At 66.4% G+C, this 17,787-nt stretch carries 19 protein-coding genes; 11 read left to right on the forward strand and 8 right to left on the reverse strand.

The window, feature by feature from the left end; genetic code table 11:
• Positions 1 to 8: 8 nt before the first annotated feature.
• Complete coding sequence (locus tag AZH51_RS15345) at positions 9 to 884, forward strand: GNAT family N-acetyltransferase (RefSeq protein ID WP_291525723.1); 876 nt, start codon at positions 9 to 11, stop codon at positions 882 to 884.
• 54 nt (positions 885 to 938) lie between these two features.
• On the opposite strand, the gene AZH51_RS15350 is transcribed toward AZH51_RS15345, so the two are convergent.
• On the reverse strand, positions 939 to 1,454 hold the full coding sequence (locus AZH51_RS15350) for a peptidoglycan-binding protein (RefSeq protein WP_291525724.1): 516 nt from the start codon (positions 1,452 to 1,454) through the stop codon (positions 939 to 941).
• Between the two features lie 182 nt (positions 1,455 to 1,636).
• Between AZH51_RS15350 and AZH51_RS15355 the strand changes: the two genes are divergently transcribed.
• Genes AZH51_RS15355 through AZH51_RS15365 form a run of 3 tightly spaced genes read left to right on the forward strand, consistent with a single transcriptional unit; the run spans position 1,637 to position 3,888 of the window.
• Positions 1,637 to 2,383, forward strand: a complete 747-nt coding sequence (locus AZH51_RS15355; protein ID WP_291525725.1) for an SDR family oxidoreductase — start codon at positions 1,637 to 1,639, stop codon at positions 2,381 to 2,383.
• Positions 2,384 to 2,412: 29 nt separating this feature from the next.
• Entirely contained in the window at positions 2,413 to 3,297 is an 885-nt protein-coding gene (locus tag AZH51_RS15360) for an oxidoreductase (RefSeq protein ID WP_291525726.1), read from the forward strand.
• A 54-nt stretch (positions 3,298 to 3,351) separates the two neighbouring features.
• The gene (locus AZH51_RS15365) at positions 3,352 to 3,888 is read left to right on the forward strand and encodes a potassium channel family protein (RefSeq protein ID WP_291525727.1); all 537 of its coding nucleotides are present in this window, start codon (positions 3,352 to 3,354) and stop codon (positions 3,886 to 3,888) included.
• Here the strand turns inward: AZH51_RS15365 and AZH51_RS18765 are convergent.
• Genes AZH51_RS18765 through AZH51_RS15390 form a run of 4 tightly spaced genes read right to left on the reverse strand, consistent with a single transcriptional unit; the run spans position 3,869 to position 6,703 of the window.
• The gene (locus tag AZH51_RS18765) at positions 3,869 to 4,759 is read right to left on the reverse strand and encodes an NUDIX domain-containing protein (protein WP_367188060.1); all 891 of its coding nucleotides are present in this window, start codon (positions 4,757 to 4,759) and stop codon (positions 3,869 to 3,871) included. The two genes, AZH51_RS15365 and AZH51_RS18765, sit on opposite strands and share 20 nt — an antisense overlap.
• A gap of 9 nt (positions 4,760 to 4,768) precedes the next feature.
• A complete protein-coding gene (locus AZH51_RS15380) occupies positions 4,769 to 5,518 on the reverse strand; it encodes an ABC transporter permease (protein WP_291525728.1) in 750 nt (249 codons plus the stop codon).
• A 7-nt stretch (positions 5,519 to 5,525) separates the two neighbouring features.
• Positions 5,526 to 6,287: a class I SAM-dependent methyltransferase gene (locus AZH51_RS15385; RefSeq protein ID WP_291525729.1), complete on the reverse strand. Its 762-nt coding sequence runs from the start codon at positions 6,285 to 6,287 to the stop codon at positions 5,526 to 5,528.
• Complete coding sequence (locus tag AZH51_RS15390) at positions 6,284 to 6,703, reverse strand: hypothetical protein (RefSeq protein WP_291525730.1); 420 nt, start codon at positions 6,701 to 6,703, stop codon at positions 6,284 to 6,286. Before AZH51_RS15390 ends, AZH51_RS15385 begins: the two co-directional genes overlap by 4 nt.
• 159 nt (positions 6,704 to 6,862) lie before the next feature.
• Here AZH51_RS15390 and AZH51_RS15395 point away from each other — a divergent pair, with 159 nt between their 5' ends.
• The 3 genes from AZH51_RS15395 to AZH51_RS15405 are packed head-to-tail and all read left to right on the forward strand — an operon-like array spanning position 6,863 to position 8,886.
• The gene (locus AZH51_RS15395) at positions 6,863 to 7,951 is read left to right on the forward strand and encodes a histidine kinase (RefSeq protein ID WP_291525731.1); all 1,089 of its coding nucleotides are present in this window, start codon (positions 6,863 to 6,865) and stop codon (positions 7,949 to 7,951) included.
• Complete coding sequence (locus AZH51_RS15400) at positions 7,948 to 8,604, forward strand: response regulator transcription factor (protein ID WP_291525732.1); 657 nt, start codon at positions 7,948 to 7,950, stop codon at positions 8,602 to 8,604. Before AZH51_RS15395 ends, AZH51_RS15400 begins: the two co-directional genes overlap by 4 nt.
• A 36-nt stretch (positions 8,605 to 8,640) precedes the next feature.
• Positions 8,641 to 8,886, forward strand: a complete 246-nt coding sequence (locus AZH51_RS15405) for a GAP family protein (protein ID WP_291525733.1) — start codon at positions 8,641 to 8,643, stop codon at positions 8,884 to 8,886.
• Between the two features lie 678 nt (positions 8,887 to 9,564).
• Here the strand turns inward: AZH51_RS15405 and AZH51_RS15410 are convergent.
• On the reverse strand, positions 9,565 to 11,355 hold the full coding sequence (locus tag AZH51_RS15410) for an alkaline phosphatase family protein (protein ID WP_291525734.1): 1,791 nt from the start codon (positions 11,353 to 11,355) through the stop codon (positions 9,565 to 9,567).
• A gap of 214 nt (positions 11,356 to 11,569) precedes the next feature.
• Here AZH51_RS15410 and AZH51_RS15415 point away from each other — a divergent pair, with 214 nt between their 5' ends.
• Genes AZH51_RS15415 through AZH51_RS15425 form a run of 3 tightly spaced genes read left to right on the forward strand, consistent with a single transcriptional unit; the run spans position 11,570 to position 14,074 of the window.
• Positions 11,570 to 12,337 (forward strand): hypothetical protein, encoded by a 768-nt coding sequence (locus AZH51_RS15415; RefSeq protein ID WP_291525735.1) that lies wholly within the window; start codon positions 11,570 to 11,572, stop codon positions 12,335 to 12,337.
• Positions 12,338 to 13,198 (forward strand): undecaprenyl-diphosphate phosphatase, encoded by an 861-nt coding sequence (locus tag AZH51_RS15420; protein WP_291525736.1) that lies wholly within the window; start codon positions 12,338 to 12,340, stop codon positions 13,196 to 13,198.
• Between the two features lie 60 nt (positions 13,199 to 13,258).
• Positions 13,259 to 14,074: a ferric reductase-like transmembrane domain-containing protein gene (locus AZH51_RS15425; protein ID WP_291525737.1), complete on the forward strand. Its 816-nt coding sequence runs from the start codon at positions 13,259 to 13,261 to the stop codon at positions 14,072 to 14,074.
• A 452-nt stretch (positions 14,075 to 14,526) separates the two neighbouring features.
• Here AZH51_RS15425 and AZH51_RS18770 read toward each other — a convergent pair whose 3' ends face one another.
• The gene (locus AZH51_RS18770) at positions 14,527 to 15,525 is read right to left on the reverse strand and encodes a G1 family glutamic endopeptidase (RefSeq protein ID WP_367188061.1); all 999 of its coding nucleotides are present in this window, start codon (positions 15,523 to 15,525) and stop codon (positions 14,527 to 14,529) included.
• A gap of 431 nt (positions 15,526 to 15,956) precedes the next feature.
• Between AZH51_RS18770 and AZH51_RS15430 the strand changes: the two genes are divergently transcribed.
• Entirely contained in the window at positions 15,957 to 17,159 is a 1,203-nt protein-coding gene (locus tag AZH51_RS15430; RefSeq protein WP_291525738.1) for a DUF2207 domain-containing protein, read from the forward strand.
• Here the strand turns inward: AZH51_RS15430 and AZH51_RS15435 are convergent, their stop codons facing one another.
• A complete protein-coding gene (locus AZH51_RS15435) occupies positions 17,160 to 17,780 on the reverse strand; it encodes a DUF402 domain-containing protein (protein ID WP_291525739.1) in 621 nt (206 codons plus the stop codon).
• Between the last annotated feature and the right edge of the window lie 7 nt (positions 17,781 to 17,787).

Genomic DNA, 17,787 nt, shown 5'->3' on the forward strand with positions numbered 1-17,787 from the left:
GTCGCGCCATGCAGGTCGACTTCTACACGGACGCAACGGAATTCCTGTCGGTTGCAGGGGGCTACCTGGCGGTGGATCCAATCCGCCTCAGCGTCCTCGCGACCAACGCCACCCGGTACGCGGGTGCCTCGGTGGAGCCGGTCGATTGGCCGCGGTGGTGGGCAGTTGTCCGTGACGACGACGGCATTGTCGGCGTCGCGATGCGCACCCATCCGGCCGGCGAGCACTCGGTGTGGTTGGGCGGACAGCCCGAAGCGTCCGTTGCCGCACTCGTCGCCGCGTTGCGCGCTCGGGGCGAGATCGTCCTGGCAGCCAACGGTGAGTTGCCTGCCGTCCAGCAGTTCGCCGAAGGCATGGCGCACGCCGCTGGGGGACAGGTCGTACGGGATGTGCCGACCCGGTTATGGGCGTTGACCCAGGTGCAGTGGCCGCCCCAGCCAGTGGGATCGCTGCGCGAGGCGACTGCCGAGGACGTCGATGTCCTGCTGCCGTTGATGGCTGGGTTCATGGCTGAAGCGGCGGAGCAGGCGTCACGCCCGTTGCACCCCGGGGAACGCGTCGAGCACAGCGCCGAGGATCTGGCCGCTGGGATCGCCGCCGGCCGGCGCTACCTGTTATGGGAGGTCGACGACCAGATAACCCACGTCACAGGGATCAACGTGCCTGCTTTCGGGTCTGCGCGAATCGGCCCGGTGCTGACGCCAAAACCGTTCCGTGGCAACGGGTACGCCGCGTGGGTCGTGGCGTCGGCCGCGCAGCAGATCCTCGACGCGGGACTGTGGGCCTGTCTCTACACGGACGTGACCAATCCGGTGTCCAACGGCGTCTACGCGCGGATCGGCTTCGAGGCGCTTGCTGAGTCCGCGGAGTACTCGGTGGCATAACGCAGGACGGCCCGCTGTCGCGGGCCGTCTTGGCGTTTTCTGTTGTGGGTGTGATCAGTTGTTGCCACCCATGACGTTGTTGCCGTGGGCCAGCATCACCGTGAGGGCGTTGGCGGTGGCCTTGTTCATCACGCCGGTCTGGGGCAGGTGCGCGTCGCGCTGCAGGTACTTGATCGCGTTGATCGTCTGCGTGCCGTCGATGCCGTTGATGGGGCCTTCGTAGTAGTTCAGCTGTCCCAGCTCGCGCTGCAGTTCCTTGATGCTGTTGGAGGGCTTGACGCTGTGGTGGCCGGCCGGGGTCACCGGGACGGCCGGGACAACGGTGCCGGGGGTGTTGTGGCCGCTCGGGGTGACCGGGACGGCGGGCACGACGGTCTTGGTGGCGGCCGGGGTGTGCGATGACGTGGCGTGGGCGGTGGAACCGCTGAAGCCGAACGCGGCGGCGCCGCAGATGGCGGCGGCAGCGATGCCGGTGAGGGTCAGGCCGGCGACCATGCGCCGCTTGGACTTGGCGGCCTGCGCCTTCTGCGCGTCGATGTCGGTGGCCTGGCGGGTGGTGGTGGTGTTCATTTCGGATCTTCCTTTTCTGGTGGGCCTCGGCTTGTCCGGGGCGATGACTTAACTTTCGGCCCGGTGGCGGCTCGGACCTGTCGACCGTTCGGCCCACGTACCGGGTGAACTGGATGTCCCCCGATCGGGGGACACGACGAACTGAGTGCCGCGGCCATCCCTGTGGCGCATAGGGTCACGCCATGGGCAACGAGGTCTATCTGGTTACCGGCGGCACCCGCGGCATCGGCGCCGCCACCGCTCGACAGCTGGCCGGTGCTCCCGGCCGGACGCTGGTGCTGGCCTACCGGTCTGATGCTGAAGCCGCTGACCGCATCGTCGCGGAACTGGACGCGCCCGGCTCGCCCGTGATCGCCGTACGGTGCGATGTCGCTGACCCGTCCGCGATCGAGGAACTCTTCCGGGCCGTTGACGGGTACGGCGATCTGGCGGCTCTGGTGAACAGCGCCGGCATCGTGGGTCGCCAGAGTTCGTTCGTCGACATCGATGCCGATCGTTGGCGAAACATGTTGCAGGTCAACGTGATTGGCACGGCACTGTGTTGTCGCGAGGCGGTCGTCCGAATGCGGGCGCGTCCCGTAGGCGTCCGCGCGATCGTCAATATCTCTTCCAAGGCCTCGGTGCTCGGTTCCCCGAACGAGTACGTCGACTACGCCGCCAGCAAGGGCGCGGTCGATTCCCTGACCCGCGGCCTGGCGCTGGAGGTTGCCGCCGAGGGGATCCGGGTGAACTCGATCCGCGCGGGCATCATCGACACCGACATTCACATCCTCGGTGGGGAACCGCGCCGCGCCGACCGCGTGGGGCCGATGCAGCCGATGGGCCGCGCGGGAACCGCCGAGGAGGTCGCCGACACGGTGACCTGGCTGCTGTCGGACCGGTCGTCGTACGTCACCGGCGCCTTCATCGACGTCTCCGGAGGTAGGTAGCCCCAGGAAGGGGAGGTAGCCTCCGTTACGTGACTGACAACGTGGTGAACGCCGCTGACGCGGGAGATTTCGAACTGGCCGGACGCCCGGTCCACCGGATCGGCTTCGGGGCGATGCAACTACCCGGCCCGGGTGTCTTCGGGCCACCGAAGGACAAGGACGCAGCGATCGCAGTGCTGCGGCGCGCCGTCGAGCTGGGCGTCAATCACATTGATACCGCTCAGTTCTATGGGCCGGATGTGTCCAACGAGTTGATCCACGAAGCGTTGCACCCTTATCCCGATGACCTGTCGATCGTGACCAAAGTGGGCGCGCGTCGCGACGGCGAGGGCAACTGGGTCCCGGCGCAGACTCCCCAGGAGTTGCGCGAGGACGTTGAGGCGAACCTGCGCACGCTCGGCCTGGACCAGATTGCTGCAGTGAACCTGCGCCGGATGGACGAACACGAGGGTCACGACGTCGTACCCATCGAGGACCAGTTGTCCGAACTGGTTGCGCTGCGCGGCGAAGGGAAGATCGGCGGTATCGGGGTGTCAACCGTTGATCTGGACACGCTGGACCTGGCGATCAAGGAAGCCGACATCGTCTGCGTGCAGAACGCATTCAGCCTCGTCGACCAGTCGGATGCGCCTGTCCTCGAGCACTGCGCAGCCGCCGGCATTGCCTACGTGCCGTACTTCCCACTGGGTTCGGCGTTCCCGAATATGCCCAAGGTCGTGGATGATTCGCGGGTCAAGGAGATCGCCGCTGCGCGCGGTGTCGGCCCCGCCCAGATCGGTCTGGCGTGGCTGCTGGCCCGCTCACCGAACATCCTGTTGATCCCGGGAACCTCATCGGTGGCCCACCTGGAGGAGAACCTCGCGGTGGGAGACATTCACCTGACCGAGGCGGAGTTGGTAACCCTCGCTGGATAGCCGTCGCGGCGTGCCGTGACGCTGCACGCCGCTCCGTCCGCCACAGTGGGGTCCGTGAGTGGGAAGGACCAAGCCAGGACCGCAGCCGCCTGGATCTTCATGGCGGTGCGGGTCTGTGTCGTGGTCATCCTCGCCGCAGCTCTCTTCGTGATCGTGCCGGTGCGGGGCAACGGCTTCGCGAGAGACTGGCAGTGGTTGCTGGTCTTCATCGCGGCCATGTCCCAGGTCATCGCCATGGCTGTCTGGATCATCCAACATGCGCGGTACGCCGTCGTGCGTTCGATGGAAGCACTCCTGGTCATCATCGCGATCTTCCTGATCTTCTTCGCCCGGCTCTACCTGTCCGCCTCGGCGAGAGATCCGGCAGCGTTCACCGAACCGCTGGACCACGTATCGGCGTTCTACTTCACGGTCTCCACGTTCGCAACGGTCGGGTACGGCGACATCGCGCCGCGCACCGATGCCATGCGCCTGGCCGTCACGCTGCAGATGTTGTTGAACCTGATCCTGCTCAGTGGCGTGGCGCGGCTGATCTTCACCGCTGCGCGCAGGCGGCCTGTCCACCCGGAGGCTAGAACCCCGTCAGACTGACCGGTTCGTCCGGGGTTCCTTGCTCCCGGAGACGGGTCAGCAGGTCAGGGAGCGACCGTGGACTGAAAGTAACTGCGCCATCTGCGATCTCGGTCGGTGACCACCATCGCACCTCCTGCACGTGCTCGGCCCGCAGCTGCTCCTCGCTGAACCCGGGTCGAGGCTCAAAATGGGCCATCCGGAGCAGATAGATGTGGTCGATCTGACCGTCCCACTGTCCCATCGGGAAGTGGGCGGTCTTCGTCCACATCTCCGGGCCGGTCGCGTCCACGTGCAAACCGATCTCCTCCAGCATCTCCCGCTGCAGTGCCTGCAGCGGCGACTCCCCGGGCTCGATACCGCCACCCGGGAGTGCCCAGAACTCGGCCACGCCCCCGGGTTCATCCCAGCGGAAACGCAGCAGCAGCGCGTGGTCGTCGTCATCGAGGATCAGGGCACGGACACTGTGCCGCATACGTGGCGAAGCAATGCGGGGAAGGAGCAGCCGGGCCAACGGGGCGAGCCGGTCGCCGAGTGCGTCGGCTTCAGCGGGGGTGAACCAGCGCGCCTCCGCGATCTCGGCAGACGCCGTCACCGGCTGATCCAGATGCAGCCGGAACACCTGGGAGTGCAGCACATGACCGGGTTCGTTGGCCGTGTCCGTCTCGAACTCCCCGAGCGGGCGCAGCGCCGCCTCCGGTACGTCGATCTGCAGCTCCTCGTGCAACTCCCGTCGCAGCGCCTCGACCGCCGTCTCTCCGGCCTCGGGCTTTCCACCGGGTTGCATGAAGACCTGCGATGACTGCTTGCGCACCAACAGGATTCGGCCGTGTGGATCCGTGGTCAACGCGGCGACCACCCGGATCAGGGGAGCAGGCTGGTCGGCAGGCACCGTCCCAGCCTAGGCGAGTAACTCGACCGGTTTCAGCGCGGTTCGACCGAGCAATCGAGTGGTCAGCGTCGCCGCGATCGCGCTGCACGCCATGATCGCGGCGAGCACGAGGACCTGAAACCGCCCGGCCTCCAACGGTGACAGTCCGCCGAAGATGGCACCGACGAATGCCCCTGGCAGAGTGACCAATCCGGTGGTCCGGGTCTGATCGATCGACGGGACGAGGGCGTGGTAGGCGGCTGTCCGTGCCACGTGCAGGTTGGCCTGGGGTGGTCGTGCCCCGATCGCTAGCCAGCCTTCGATCTGGTCCCACTGGTCGATCGAGGATTGCCGGAACGAGCGCCCGGCCAGCGTCGTACACGTCATGGAGTTCCCGATGACGATCCCCGCGATGGCCAGTGCGTACCGGGGAGTGGCATCCAACGCGCCGGTCGCGAAGACCACGGCCAGGGCCACCGTGACACCGCTCAGCATCGCCGTCGCGGCGATCGGGATCTGATGCGCACCACCGAGTCGGCCGGCCGCGGTCCAGATCGCGATGGCGGCCATGATCGCCAACGCGAGGAGCACACCCCACCATGACCGGATGAGCCCACCGAGGACGACGGCCAGCACCGCCAGTTGCAGCACGCCACGGCCGATGGCGAGCACCGGCGCGAGCGGATGTGGCAACCGATTCGCCCAGAAGATAGCGGCACTGATCGCGGCCAGGATCGCCACGGCGACCAGTGAGGCGACCAGGTGCTCAGCGTGCGGCACCGCGGGATCAGCTCCGGGTTCCGATAGCCACCCACGCCACCGCATGGTGCGGCCCGGGTGCGGGCGGCAGCAAGTGCGCGCAGCGCTGCCGGAGTGCCTCGCGGTCGGAAGAGTCCAAGGTGGCCAGGTAGGCACCGGCCGGACCCACCCCCAATTCGTAAGGCTGCCACCAGGACTCGAAGCTGTCGTAGACCAGATCCACGCTTAACTCGGTGTCCGTGGCCAGCGACAACCCGGCGTCGCGCAGAAGGTCACGCAGTTCGCCGGCTTGCGTCCCACGCTGCCCCGATTCGTCCGGGACGTCCTCGAAAAGCTCGTTGGCCGCCTGCCAGAAGACCGACAACGGCGACCGGCCACCGCCGAAGTCCCACACCGATACGGCGACCCGGCCTCCGGGCCGGGTCACCCGGACCATCTCCGCAAGCCCGCGATCTGCGTCGGCCATGAACTGCACCACCAGTTGAGCGATCACCAGATCGAAGGTTTCGTCGTCGAACGGTAGTGACTCGGCGGCCGCCAACCGGACTTCGGCGTTCGGCATGCTTTCGCCCAGCGCCGCGACGAACGGTGGGGACGAATCGACCGCGGTCACGGCGGCCTCGCCCAGGAAGTAGGCAAGCCGCTGCGCCACGGCACCGGTGCCGGCACCGACATCCAGAGCGCGTTGCCCGGCAGTGGGCGCGAGCAGGGAGATGAGACGGTCAGCCAACCGATCGGCGTACCGCCCCATGAACGCCTGGTAGGCGTCCGCCGCGACGTCGAAACTCACGAGTCCAGCATGGCCGAAGTGGGATCGGTCCGCACGAGCCGGGCTGCTCGCGTCGGCAACCAGACGCCCAGGCCCATGAGGACCAGCGCCAGCGGCACGTGCACCGCCGTCAGGGCATCGTCGCCGTTGTCGGTGATCTGCCCACCGAGGTGGGCCTCACCCGCGATGGCCAGCACGAGCGCAACGCTGCCGAGCCACAGCGCGCGGTCACTGCGCAGCCGCAGGGTCACCCAGGCCGCCGCCGCGACTGAGCACAGCAGGGTGGCCCAGGCGCCGAGGTCATGCACGTGGATCCACGAGTCCGATCGCGGGTCGGATGCGAGGAAGAGTCCGGCCCACACGCCCTGGAGCACGATGAGGATCGCGGTCAGTCCGAGCAGGATCGCGGCGATGAGCCGGTCTCGTCTGGTTGTCACTCACCGACCGTGCGGGCACGGGCGGCGTAGCGACAAGAGGCTGGTCCCAGGTGTGGCTCAGGGTCCGAGTCAGGCGGGCGGCGGGTACGACCCAGGTCGTAGAACCGACCCCACGCGGGTACGCCGCGCGAGGACTGGTCGGCCGGTTACCGTCAGGGGGTGGACAGTGAGCGGCTCGCAGCGACGCCCGCAGCGCGCCTGGGTGCGATGTCGCCGGCGGCGCGCGATGCGGTGTTGGCTCTCGGTTGTCTGCTCATCGGGCTTCCCGAGGTCATCGCCCACGGCGGCTGGAACCTCAAGGTCGCGCTCGCGCTGATCGCCATGAGCGCGCCCGTCCTGCTCCAGAGCCGCTACCCCGTAGCGGTTTTCGCTGTCCTCGCGGTGTTCGCGGCGGTGCAGTGGTGGCTGGACGTGCGGGTGCTCAGCGACGTGTCGTTGTTGGTGGTGCTGACGACGCTGGTCATGCAGCGACGCACCCGGGCCGTGGTTGCCGCGGTCGTTGTCCTCGAGATCGGTGTGGTGCTCGCGGTCGCGAAGTGGTCCGAGCACTCCCTCCTGCTCGGCGTCCTGCTCAACATCGCCATCGCCGCCGCGGTGCTGCTGGGTGTCTACCTGCGGGAGCGCGCGGCCTATCTCACGCAGGTCACCGAGCGCGCCGGGCAGCTCGAACGCACCCGGATCGCGCGCGACATGCACGACGTCGTCGGCCATCATCTGGCGGTGATGATCGCGCTGGCTGACGGTGCCCAGGCAGCGGTGAAGCACGGCCAACCCCCGGATGAGGCGCTCCGGCAGCTATCCCTCACCGGTCGGCAGGCGTTGGCTGAAACCCGTTCTCTGGTGACTGTTCTCGCTGCGCCGACTGCGCCACTCCCGTCCGCGCTGGAGCAACTCGCGACTCCGGTCCGGCTGGCCGGCGTCCCGGTGCGGATTCAGGTCGCCGGTCAGCCCACCGCCGACAGCGGCGACGTCGACGAGGTGGTGCGGCGCGTCGTACAGGAAGCATTGACCAACACGCTCAAGCACGCCGAACGCCCAGCCAGCGTCGAGGTCAACCTCACGTACGCCGAGTCCACCGTGACCGTGGACGTCACCGACCGCAGTGCCCGGCCGCCGCTACCCCAGCCCGCGGGTCGTGGCATCAGCGGAATGTCCGAACGTGTTGCTGCACAGCATGGTTCGTTCAGCGCCGGGCCGGACAACAGCGGATGGCGGGTACACGTCACGCTGCCGGTCGTGACGCGATGATCCGGCTCCTGCTTGCAGACGACCAGCCACTGTTGCGGCTGGGCTACCGAATGGTGCTCGACGCGGAGCCGGATCTCGAAGTCGTCGCCGAGGCCGGCACGGGCCGCGAGGCGTTGGCTCAGGTCAGCGCGAGCGCACCCGATGTCGTGTTGATGGACGTGCGGATGCCGGAGATGGACGGCATCGCGGCGACGGCGCAGATCACCCGGACCTCGCCGCAGACGCGTGTGATCATCCTGACCACCTTCCAGCTCGATGAGTACGTCTTCGCCGGATTGCGCAGCGGCGCAGCAGGATTCCTCCTCAAGGATGTCGAGCCGCCTGCGCTGATCGCGGCGATCAGAGCAGTGGCCCAGGGGGATGCGGCACTCTCACCGCAGGTCACCCGCACGATGCTGGATGCGGTCGCTGACGCCCTTCCCGATCCGCAGACCGAGGCCGAGCGCCGCAGGATCACCGAGGTGCTCACCGCGCGCGAGCTGGAGGTGCTGGGACTGGTAGCAACCGGCCTGACCAACCCGGAGATCGCCGCGCAGCTCTTCCTGTCGGAAGGGACTGTGAAGGTGCACATCGGGCGGATCCTGGCCAAGTTGGAACTGCGTGGCCGGGTGCAGATGGTGATCCTGGCCTACCGGGCGGGCCTGGCTGGTTGAGCCCACCCGCCGGGACTCAGCTCGACGCCCTTCGCCGTGGGTCAGATCGTCAGGGATGGGTACAGCCTGCCGGTGCAGTTGCTGCTGATCCTCGGCTTCAGCCTGGTGACGTACGTCGTGGTCGAAGTCCCCGTCGTTGGTTACTGGGTTGCGCCGGACAGCACCGCGGCACGGGTGGACGCGTTCTCGAAATGGTTGGGCAGCCACAAGATTCAGACCGTTGCGGTCCTCGCGGGCATCATCGGGATCGCGATGATCATCAAGGGACTGACGGCACTGTGATCGCGGGCAGCTTGTGACACCCGGGAGTGTCGACGCCACCTCCGCAACAGCCGATCGACGAACGCTGCGGCCGCACTGGATAGCTCTCGGCGGTTTCGCCCTCGGGTTGGTCTCGGTCGCTGCCGCAGTTGTTCTGGCGCAGCGCGGCCTCGGCCAGGTCGCGCAGCCCGTGATTGAGCCCCGGTGCGTCTACACCGCGACGACGACCACCTGCGCGCCTGCGGGCTCGTCCGTCGACCTGCAGCGAGTCTCCAACCTCGCGACCCCGTATGTGGAGTTGCTTCAGGAGTTTGGTCTCAACCCCCCGTCCCGGTTCTTCCTCACCGGTTCGACGGCGGCGCCAGCAACCTACGTCAGGTTGGCGTTGCCCGCAGAGTTTGACTCCCCAGCAGCGGCGGTCAACCGGCAGCTTGCGACCACCATCGCTGGGCCACGCCCGTGCGCCAGCTGCGATCAGCTCGTGCGCACGAGCGTGGCCCAGGCCCGTGCTCTGCTGACCTGGTGGTTGTTGCGTCAGGTGATTGGTTCCGTACCCGTTCGAATGACACGGGCTCAGGCGTCTTGGTTGGTCAGCGATCAGGCAAGCCAGTGGGTCCTTGCCAATTACTCGGCGATTGCCAACTGCAACAGAGTGATTCGGATTCCGATGCCCTTTGCGACACGGTGAGCGCGCGGCGACTATGCGCGTCGGGTCAGTCCGGGCAGGACGGCCGTCCCCTCGACGCGAACCGCGCGCAGCGCGTGGGGGTTCAGGCCGAGCAGCTTGAGGATGGTCGGTGCCACCTGGGTGGTCTGCACGGGTGTGGAGACCACGTGATGGTGTGACCCGGGTGTGTCGACGAGCATCAGGACGTGCTGGTCGTCGGGATTCATTCCACCGTGTTCGGCGAGTTTCGTTGGCTTGGCGTAGACGACGCCTTCCCGGACCTTGCCGAAGACGTCCGGGTAGTGCCCGTTGTTCGTCGGCACTCCGAAGAACGTGGCGGCGGCGGCCCCGGCCCAGATCTGGGTCAACCCCGAGTGGGGCACGGTGATGGATTTTCCGTCGACGGTCAGGCCGTCAGCGGTGTGGCTCCACAGGTAGGCCTTGACGAAGTCGCACGCGGCCTGGGAGTTGTCGGAGAGGTAGGACTGCCAGAGGTCGTCGTTAGTACCCGCCACAATGAGGTCCTTCGCGTGCGGGTGTTTCTGGGCCCACGCTGCGTTGATGGCCGCGACGATCGGACCGTCCTTGATCGTGACCAGCTTGCGCGGGTCCTGGGGTGACTGTCCGTGCTTGGCGGTGAGGATGATCGAGGTCGAACCACTCAGCCCGTCCTTGTGGATCTGGCTGAGCATGCGGCCGACCTGGGCGTCCACGTAGTCGAGGGCGCTGGAAAGTACTGGACCAGGGACCAATTGGCCGCCGACCCACTGGTAGCCGCCGGCTTGCGGTGCGCTGGTGTGGTAGTTCCCGTGGGCATCGGGACCGATCAGGTCCGCCGGGGTCGTCTTCAGTTTCTGCGCGACCGAGACGACCTGAAAGTTCATTCCGAAGATGGCGGGGGTGCCGACGTGGTGCTTCCCGGAGTGGTCGTGACCGTTGATCTGGTTCAGGACAGCCTGGACCTTGTAGCCGTCGTACTGCTTGGTCGCGGCCTCGATGTGCGCCCAGTCATCGTCCTGGGGGTACGGCACGCCGTTGGGCTCCACCGCTTGGGAGTCGATCTCCGGTCCGAAGAAGTCGTCGATGCTGGCGGCGTGCGAACCGGGGCCGTTGAAGGACAGGTAGACCGCGTGCTTGTCGGACCATGCGGTGCGCAGGCCAGCCTGGTGGGCGACTTGGAAGATGCTGTTGTCGCCGAGGTAGTCCCACGGGGTGATCGGCTTGCAGGTCTTCGGGTCGACCGGGAAGGTCGCCGGGTTCAGGGAGGAGGCGTTGTTGTGCAGGCCCATGATCGCCGCGGGCCGGTTGTCCAGCCCCTTGCTGAAGATCGACCCGTTCTCGTCGAAGGAGGGGAAGGTGCCATTGGTCGGGTTGATGAAGTCGGGCACCGAGGCGAGCGCGTCGTCGGGTGAGTCGTAGATGACGTCGCCGCCGGTCGCCGGTTTGCCAGGCGTGCACTTGGTGCCGGGCTCGTCGGTCTTGTGGCTGTACTCGACGTCGTAGTAGATGCCCGTTGACTTTGGGTTGCCGCCCGTCATCAGCGCCGTGCCACCCGGATCGGAGTCCGAGGGATTGGACGTCCTGGCGTGGGTGTACTCAGTGCCGCCGCTTACCAACTGCGCAATGGCCGAGTGGGGGTGATGAGCGACGAACCAGACCAGGTCGCTCTGGTGCATACCGTCGACCGAGATCAACAGCACGTGCTTGCTGGTGTGCCGGACAGCCGGCGCAACGGGTGAGGGTTGGGCGGCGGCGGTTGCCGCGCCGCCAAACAGCCCCAGTGCTCCGAGGACGGCAATGGGCGTTATCACGCTATGACGCATGGCAATTCACTCCTGACAGAGGGTTCGAGAACAACTCCGCTACCCCAGCCGAGCAACCTCCGAAGTGACTCGGAGGAGCGCTAACGGAGGGTGAACATAGTGCGAATTGCGCACCAGATCGTGACCGCCTATGACCAGGGTCGTAGACCGGTGCATCGAAGCTCGGCCCGCCGGCTGATGTGGTGGGATCACTGAGCGGCCTACTGTCCGTTGAGTGTCTGGCTCTTCGATCAAGGTCCCACCGATCGATGGCGACTTCTGGGTCCTCAAGCTGCTGACCACCGCAGGCGGTGAAGCCCTCTCGGACTACCTGGCCGGTCGCAGCGTCGTCCTCGCGGGAGTCGTCGGGCTGGCGTTGCTCGGGCTCGGCGCCGCCGTGCAACTTCGCGCGCGCAGCTACCAGCCGGTGCCCTACTGGCTATTCGCTGCTGCGATCGCTGTGTTCGGCACGATGCTTGCCGACGGGATGCACGTGGTCGCCGGCATCCCCTACCCGGTGACCTCGACCCTCTACGCCGTGGCGCTGGCCGTCGTTTTCCTCTTGTGGCACCGGGCCACCGGCAGCATCGACATCCACACAGTGACCGCGGGCCGGCCAGAGCTCTACTACTGGTGTGCCGTGGGTGCTGCCTTCGCATTGGGTACGGCGCTCGGCGACTTCGCGGCGTTCAGCCTCGGTCTGGGGTACCTGGCGTCCGCCCTTCTGTTCGGAGTCCTCTTCGCTGCGGCGCTCCTGCTGCACCACCGCGCGAGGTGGGGTGCGACGGTGACGTTCTGGTCGGCGTACGTGCTGACCCGGCCCTTCGGCGCGTCGGTGGCGGACTATCTGGGCAAACCGCACGGGCACGGCGGCGGTCTCGGCTGGGGCGACGGCGCCGTCGCACTCGGATTGTTCGCAGCTTTCGCCCTCATGCTGATCCGGGTCGCGATCCGGTACGACGGCGTGGCCCGCCCCGTGGGTTCCACCGATGAAAGTGCGTGAATGACTGACCTGACCTATCCGCAGGCGCTGGTGATGGGCGCCATCCAGGGCGTCGCCGAACTCTTCCCCGTGTCCAGCCTCGGCCACTCGATCCTGGTCCCGGCGTGGATCGGTGGTTCGTGGTCGGATCTGGTGACGCAGCAGAGCTCCCGCGGCCACACGCCGTACCTCGCGTTCATCGTGGCCCTGCACGTCGCCACCGCCCTCGCGCTGATCGTCTTCTACTGGAAGGACTGGATCGCGATCATCGCGGGCGTCGGCGACCTGGCCCGCGAGCGCCGGCTGACGACGCCGAGGTCGCGGTTGGCCTGGTGGCTCATCCTTGGCACGATCCCCGTCTGCATCATCGGCCTCCTGCTCGACAAGACCCTGCGAACGGTCTTCGCCAAACCCCTCTACGCGGCAATCTTCCTGACGCTCAATGGTTTTCTGTTGCTTGCAGCGGAGTTGTTGACCCGTCGGTCACGAGATCGCGGCCTGCGCCTGCGGGATCTCGGCTGGGTCAACGCGACCATCATCGGCGCGTCGCAGGCGGTCGCGTTGCTGCCTGGTTTCTCCCGGTCGGGCGCCACGATCTCCACGGGTCTGCTGCGCGGACTCGATCACGAGAGGGCGACCCGGTTCGCGTTCCTGCTGGCCACCCCGGTCATTCTCGCCGCCGGTGTCCTGAAGATCCCGGAACTGTTCGGCCCGGAAGGCAAGGGGATCGGCGGGCAGATCCTGGCCGGCTCCGTGGTGGCGTTCATCTGCGCCTATCTATCTACGCGCTTCCTGACCCGCTACTTCCACACCCGGACGCTCTACCCGTTCGTCGTGTACTGCCTGATCGCCGGCGGGATCAGCATCCTGCGCTTCGCCTGATCAACGACCACAGCGCAGGCACAGGTCGTCATAAGGGCAGCCCCGACCAGTCTGACCACGATGAGCGATGTGAGCAGCGGCGTGATGCCTGATCAGCGGGTGCGCAGTGTCACCGTCGAGGATTCGTTCACCGGGTCCGGACGAGTGGCTACACAGATCAGTCTCGCCCTCGCGTGGCTGGTGATGCTGGGCGTCACCGCACTCTGGGTCAGCGGCGGCGGCATCCAGGAGGTCTTTTCGTCAGCGACAGGACTTTTCACGAGTCTCGGGCGGCTGACCGGTCTGCTCGCCTCGGCCGCGTTGCTGATCCAACTGGTGATGATGAGCCGGGTGCCCTGGCTTGAACAGGCCTGGGGTCAGGACGAACTCGCCTGCGGCCATCGGTTGGTGGGACTGACCAGCTTCACCGGGTTGCTCGTGCACATCGCGTTGATCACCATCGGGTACGCCGCGGCGCAGCCCGCGCGGTTATGGTCCACCGCCGTCGACCTCACGCTGAACTACCCGAGCATGCTGCTGGCCGTTGCGGGAACCGTGGCGTTATGTCTGGTGGTCTTTACCTCGGTCCGCGCCGCCCGGCGGCGGTTGCGCTACGAGTCGTGGCATCTCATTCATCTCTATGGGTATCTGGGCGCAGGACTGGTGCTGCCGCACCAACTGTGGACGGGGCAGAACTTTCTGACCTCACCCGTCGCGACGGTGTTCTGGTGGGGGCTTTGGGGCCTCACAGCCGCGCTCTTCCTGATGATCCGGATTGCTTCGCCACTGTGGCGTTCCCGTCGAGCGAACCGTTGGCCAGTTCTTCCAGTTGCGCTTCCTCATCCGTCCGGGTTGGACGCGGGCGACCCCGTTCTCACTTCCACGAGTCAGGTCTGACCGACGCGCCGCCGAGTCGGCCTCGGGTTAAGGCAAACCTCCCTACCCCAAGTGAATTAACCGAGTGGTTCCGGCCACTGTGACTTTGAGGGCAGCGCCAGCACCCTTTCTGAAACCGAATCGGACCACCGTGGGCCTGCCGTTCGCATCAGCCGCCTTAACGCCGTATTCATAGAATGCCGAGGCGGGATCAAGCACAATCGTTCCTCCAGTGGCGCAGGAGGGTCCCACCTGGTAATACCCCGCTGCTGGCGCGAAAATGCTGGTCGGGGACGTCATGAGGACGGGCACGGTTGGCATCGAAGCACCGCTACTCACCTGCACACCGCACACCTTCGTGGGCCGCCCATCGCTGTGAGGATTCTCCTCGCAACTTGCGAGCAGAACTGTCGTCAGAAAGAGGGCCGCGACCGCCGTGGGAATTTTTCTACTGGACAAGTGTCGCATTTAGATCACTGATATTGGCAAACGAATGAGGTGTTGGAGGTTTCGTGGCAGGACGATTTAACGGTGCTGCCCTGGGTCATGGAGATACGAAGCTGAGAATCGCTCATTTGTCCGCGGCCAGACACTGAGTAGTCCCAATAGGCGTTTGTGAACCTGATCCAATGGAAGTTCGGGGGGTTGTACAGAGCGTCTTGATAACTGGTGCGCTCGACGATCCATTCGTAAACGTAAGGGAGCGGCTGATACTTCGCCCCAGCTATTTGGGCACTGTCGCACGAATTCGTTGACCGGTTACACAGCAGCGCCTGAGAGGAGCTAGGGACGCTCACCTGAACGTAAACGTTCTGGCCGGGGCTGACGGGCGGGCCCTGAAGACTCTGGGTCGCGTTGGGAAAGAGCTCATACCACATATAGTTCTGTTGCCTAGACGAGGAACATGAAGAAGTTGTACAGATTGAGTCTGTCTCTGTCCCCGCCTGCACTAACGGCCACTCGGTGTTGTTGCACATAGTTCCGTTACCGAGGCCGACCCACTCGGAAAGGTAGTTGTTGGTGCTTCCCACGTGCGACACGGCGGGAACATTCCAGTTTGCCTCTACGCCCCACGGTCTACTGCTGGCTTGAAACTGATAGCCGCTCCAGTTCTTGGTGTAGTTCGTCACTGGGTCGCAGCCATCGTCAGGGCTCACGCCCTTGCCGCCCAGCCCCTCGGACCGTGAGCCGTGCGGCGCGCGACAAGTCATCACCCCCCAATGAACAGAGGGGTTGGCAATCCAGAGGTTTGCCTGAGACGGTTTGACCCCGAGGGCATTCAAGTCCATTCCCCGGCCGGGCGCGGGCAGAAGCGCCTCTCCGGCGGTGCCTCCCGGGCACCGAAGTGCGACTTTCCTCATGCGGCCCAGTGGAGGGCTGCTCGCAGCGGCAGTTACGTCGGCAGCAGATGAAGCCATCACCACCACTCCGCACCACAATGCGACGGCGGAGACAAACGCTTTGAGTTGCATCGCTCCCGCCTCCTAATCGCGGCGCAATAGGCTCGACGCGCCCTAGTGCCTCAGAGCGAACCGGATGTTGCTGAGAGAATCCTGAGACACGAGCAGAGACGGCCGCCGTCCTCAGGCTCGGAGGGGCTCAAGCCAACGACAGCTCGCGGAACGGCACCAGCCCCCAACTGGTCCAGGCTGGCCAGGTAGCCATTCTCGGTGTACGGATCGTGGCTGGCGACCAGCAGCAGTGGCACCGGCCCGTTCCACCGCGCGGCAACGCCATCAACACCGATTCCGGCGGCAGGTCGGTCTTGGGCAACATCATCGCCGTGGTGGCAACGTCGTCCCTCAACTCAGGCGGCGAGGGACAGTGGCAGCCCACGGTCGGCGTACCGCAGTGTGGACCTGCCCTGACCGGCAGGGCTCCCAGGTTTTATTAAGGTAGGGCCATGCCAGCCGGTCTCACCGTCGCCGACATTGCTGTGGGCCTCGTGCCCATCCTCGCCGCCCTGGTCACCGTCGGGATCTTCCGGTGGCGGCGCAAGGATGAGATCTTCACCGACGTCACGCCCGGGCTGGCCCCCGGAATCGGCGCGTCTGATCACACCGAGCGGGTACGCCGAGGGGTTGAGTACTCCGGCCCCGTCGCCGTCCGCTTCAACGCGCCCGACAACTCCACCCCGGCCCTGTCCGGCACGGTCATCGACGGCATCGTGCACGGCCGGGATCTGACCGCGACCTTGGTCGATCTGGCGCTGCGCGGGATCGTCACCCTGGAGAAGGAGACGAGTCCGAAGGGCAAGGACGACTGGCGGATCTCCCGCACCGGAGTCGGTGAGGAGACGATGGCCGAACACGAGCGAGTGCTGCTCGACGCGCTGCTGGCGGGTCGCACCAGCGTGCTGCTCGGGTCACTGCGCCAGGCCGACGTCGCGCAACGGTGGCGTAAGGCGGAGATCGCCGTCTACCGGGCCGTGGTCGATCGCGGCTGGTATCGCAAGCACCCGCGCTCGCGCAACGGTCTGCTGTCCTTCCTCGGTGTCGCTCTCATCGTTGCTGCCTGCGGCGCCGGTCTGGTAGCGGCGGTGGCCGAAAACCATTGGCAGTGGGTGCCGTTGGGCGTCGGACTGGGGGTGGGAGGCGTGCTGCTCATCTGGCGGGGCAGGGGTCGTACGCCGCGCACGGCTCTCGGGACGGCGGCCCGGATCCAGGCGCTGGGCTACGAGGAGTACCTCAAGACCGCCGAAGCCGGTCAGCTCAAACACGAGGAACTCGCGGGCGAGATCCGCTCGATGCTGCCGTACGCCGTGGCTTTCGGTGTCGCCCCGCACGTGGCGTCGGTGCTGGGGGAGGCGTTGCGGTCTGCGCGGATCGCGGAAGGGTCGGAGGCGGCGCTGGGGATGGCGGCCGACATGGCCCTCGACCCAGGAATCTTCTACTTGATGGACGGTCTGGTTGACCTGGTCGGGTCCGTTGATCTGTCGGCGCTGGCCGACGTCGATCCCGGGGACGCGTTGTCCGGCTTGCTCGACGGCTTCGACGGGCTGGGTGATGCGCTGTCCAACCTTGGCGACGGCATCGGCGACCTGGTCCCCGGCGACGGATGTCTCGACGGATGCGACGGCTGCGACGCCGGCTGCATCGACTTCTAGTCAGTCGGGCAGGTAATCGCGCCAGTTGTCCGGCAGGTCCAGCGGACCCCACTCGGCCGGCGGCTCCCAGTGCGCCCAATGTTGTTCGACGGGAACGCCGTTCGCCGAGACCAGTTCCTTGACCCGCTCGAAGTTGGCGCGGATCTGCTCCGCCTCAGCTTCGGTGAACCGGCCGTCGAGCACTTCCTGCTCGAAGAGTTCGACGTCCTTCTCCTCGACGGTTCCGTCCGGACTGATCACCAGGTCGAGTTCCTGGTCGGAGCCGTCGATGCCGCCCTCGAACCGTTGGATCGGTGCGATGACGTCGATGTACCAGCACTCGAACTCCCGGTCCGGGCCTGTCCAGAAGACGGTGGTCTGCCAGGGCTCACCGGCGCGCACGATGGTGAGCGCGCCGTGACCGGTCCACCGGTCGTGACCCCTTGCCTTCCAGGGGTGTTCACCGAGCGGGTGCGGCTCGGGGAAGCCCATCTGGGCCCCGGAAGGAATGTAGGTGACCAGGCGGTCGCCGGTGTCCTCCACGACGTACTCGCTGGTGACCAGCCACACCGCACCGTGGTGGATTTCCCGGGTCAGGATGACGTCGCCGAACTCCCACCGGGTCCCCGTGTATCGCTGCACGGGTCCG

It is taken from the genome of Branchiibius sp. NY16-3462-2 (assembly GCF_001594145.1).
GTDB lineage: Bacteria > Actinomycetota > Actinomycetes > Actinomycetales > Dermatophilaceae > Branchiibius.

Excerpts from the sequence above, each read along its gene's own strand:
- AZH51_RS15430 (WP_291525738.1), top strand. The coding sequence starts at position 15,957 with ATGCCAGCCGGTCTCACCGTCGCCGACATTGCTGTGGGCCTCGTGCCC.
- AZH51_RS15345 (WP_291525723.1), top strand. The coding sequence starts at position 9 with ATGCAGGTCGACTTCTACACGGACGCAACGGAATTCCTGTCGGTTGCA.
- AZH51_RS15355 (WP_291525725.1), top strand. The coding sequence starts at position 1,637 with ATGGGCAACGAGGTCTATCTGGTTACCGGCGGCACCCGCGGCATCGGC.
- AZH51_RS15425 (WP_291525737.1), top strand. The coding sequence starts at position 13,259 with ATGAGCGATGTGAGCAGCGGCGTGATGCCTGATCAGCGGGTGCGCAGT.
- AZH51_RS15400 (WP_291525732.1), top strand. The coding sequence starts at position 7,948 with ATGATCCGGCTCCTGCTTGCAGACGACCAGCCACTGTTGCGGCTGGGC.
- AZH51_RS15350 (WP_291525724.1), bottom strand. The coding sequence starts at position 1,454 with ATGAACACCACCACCACCCGCCAGGCCACCGACATCGACGCGCAGAAG.
- AZH51_RS15420 (WP_291525736.1), top strand. The coding sequence starts at position 12,338 with ATGACTGACCTGACCTATCCGCAGGCGCTGGTGATGGGCGCCATCCAG.
- AZH51_RS15410 (WP_291525734.1), bottom strand. The coding sequence starts at position 11,355 with ATGCGTCATAGCGTGATAACGCCCATTGCCGTCCTCGGAGCACTGGGG.
- AZH51_RS18770 (WP_367188061.1), bottom strand. The coding sequence starts at position 15,525 with ATGCAACTCAAAGCGTTTGTCTCCGCCGTCGCATTGTGGTGCGGAGTG.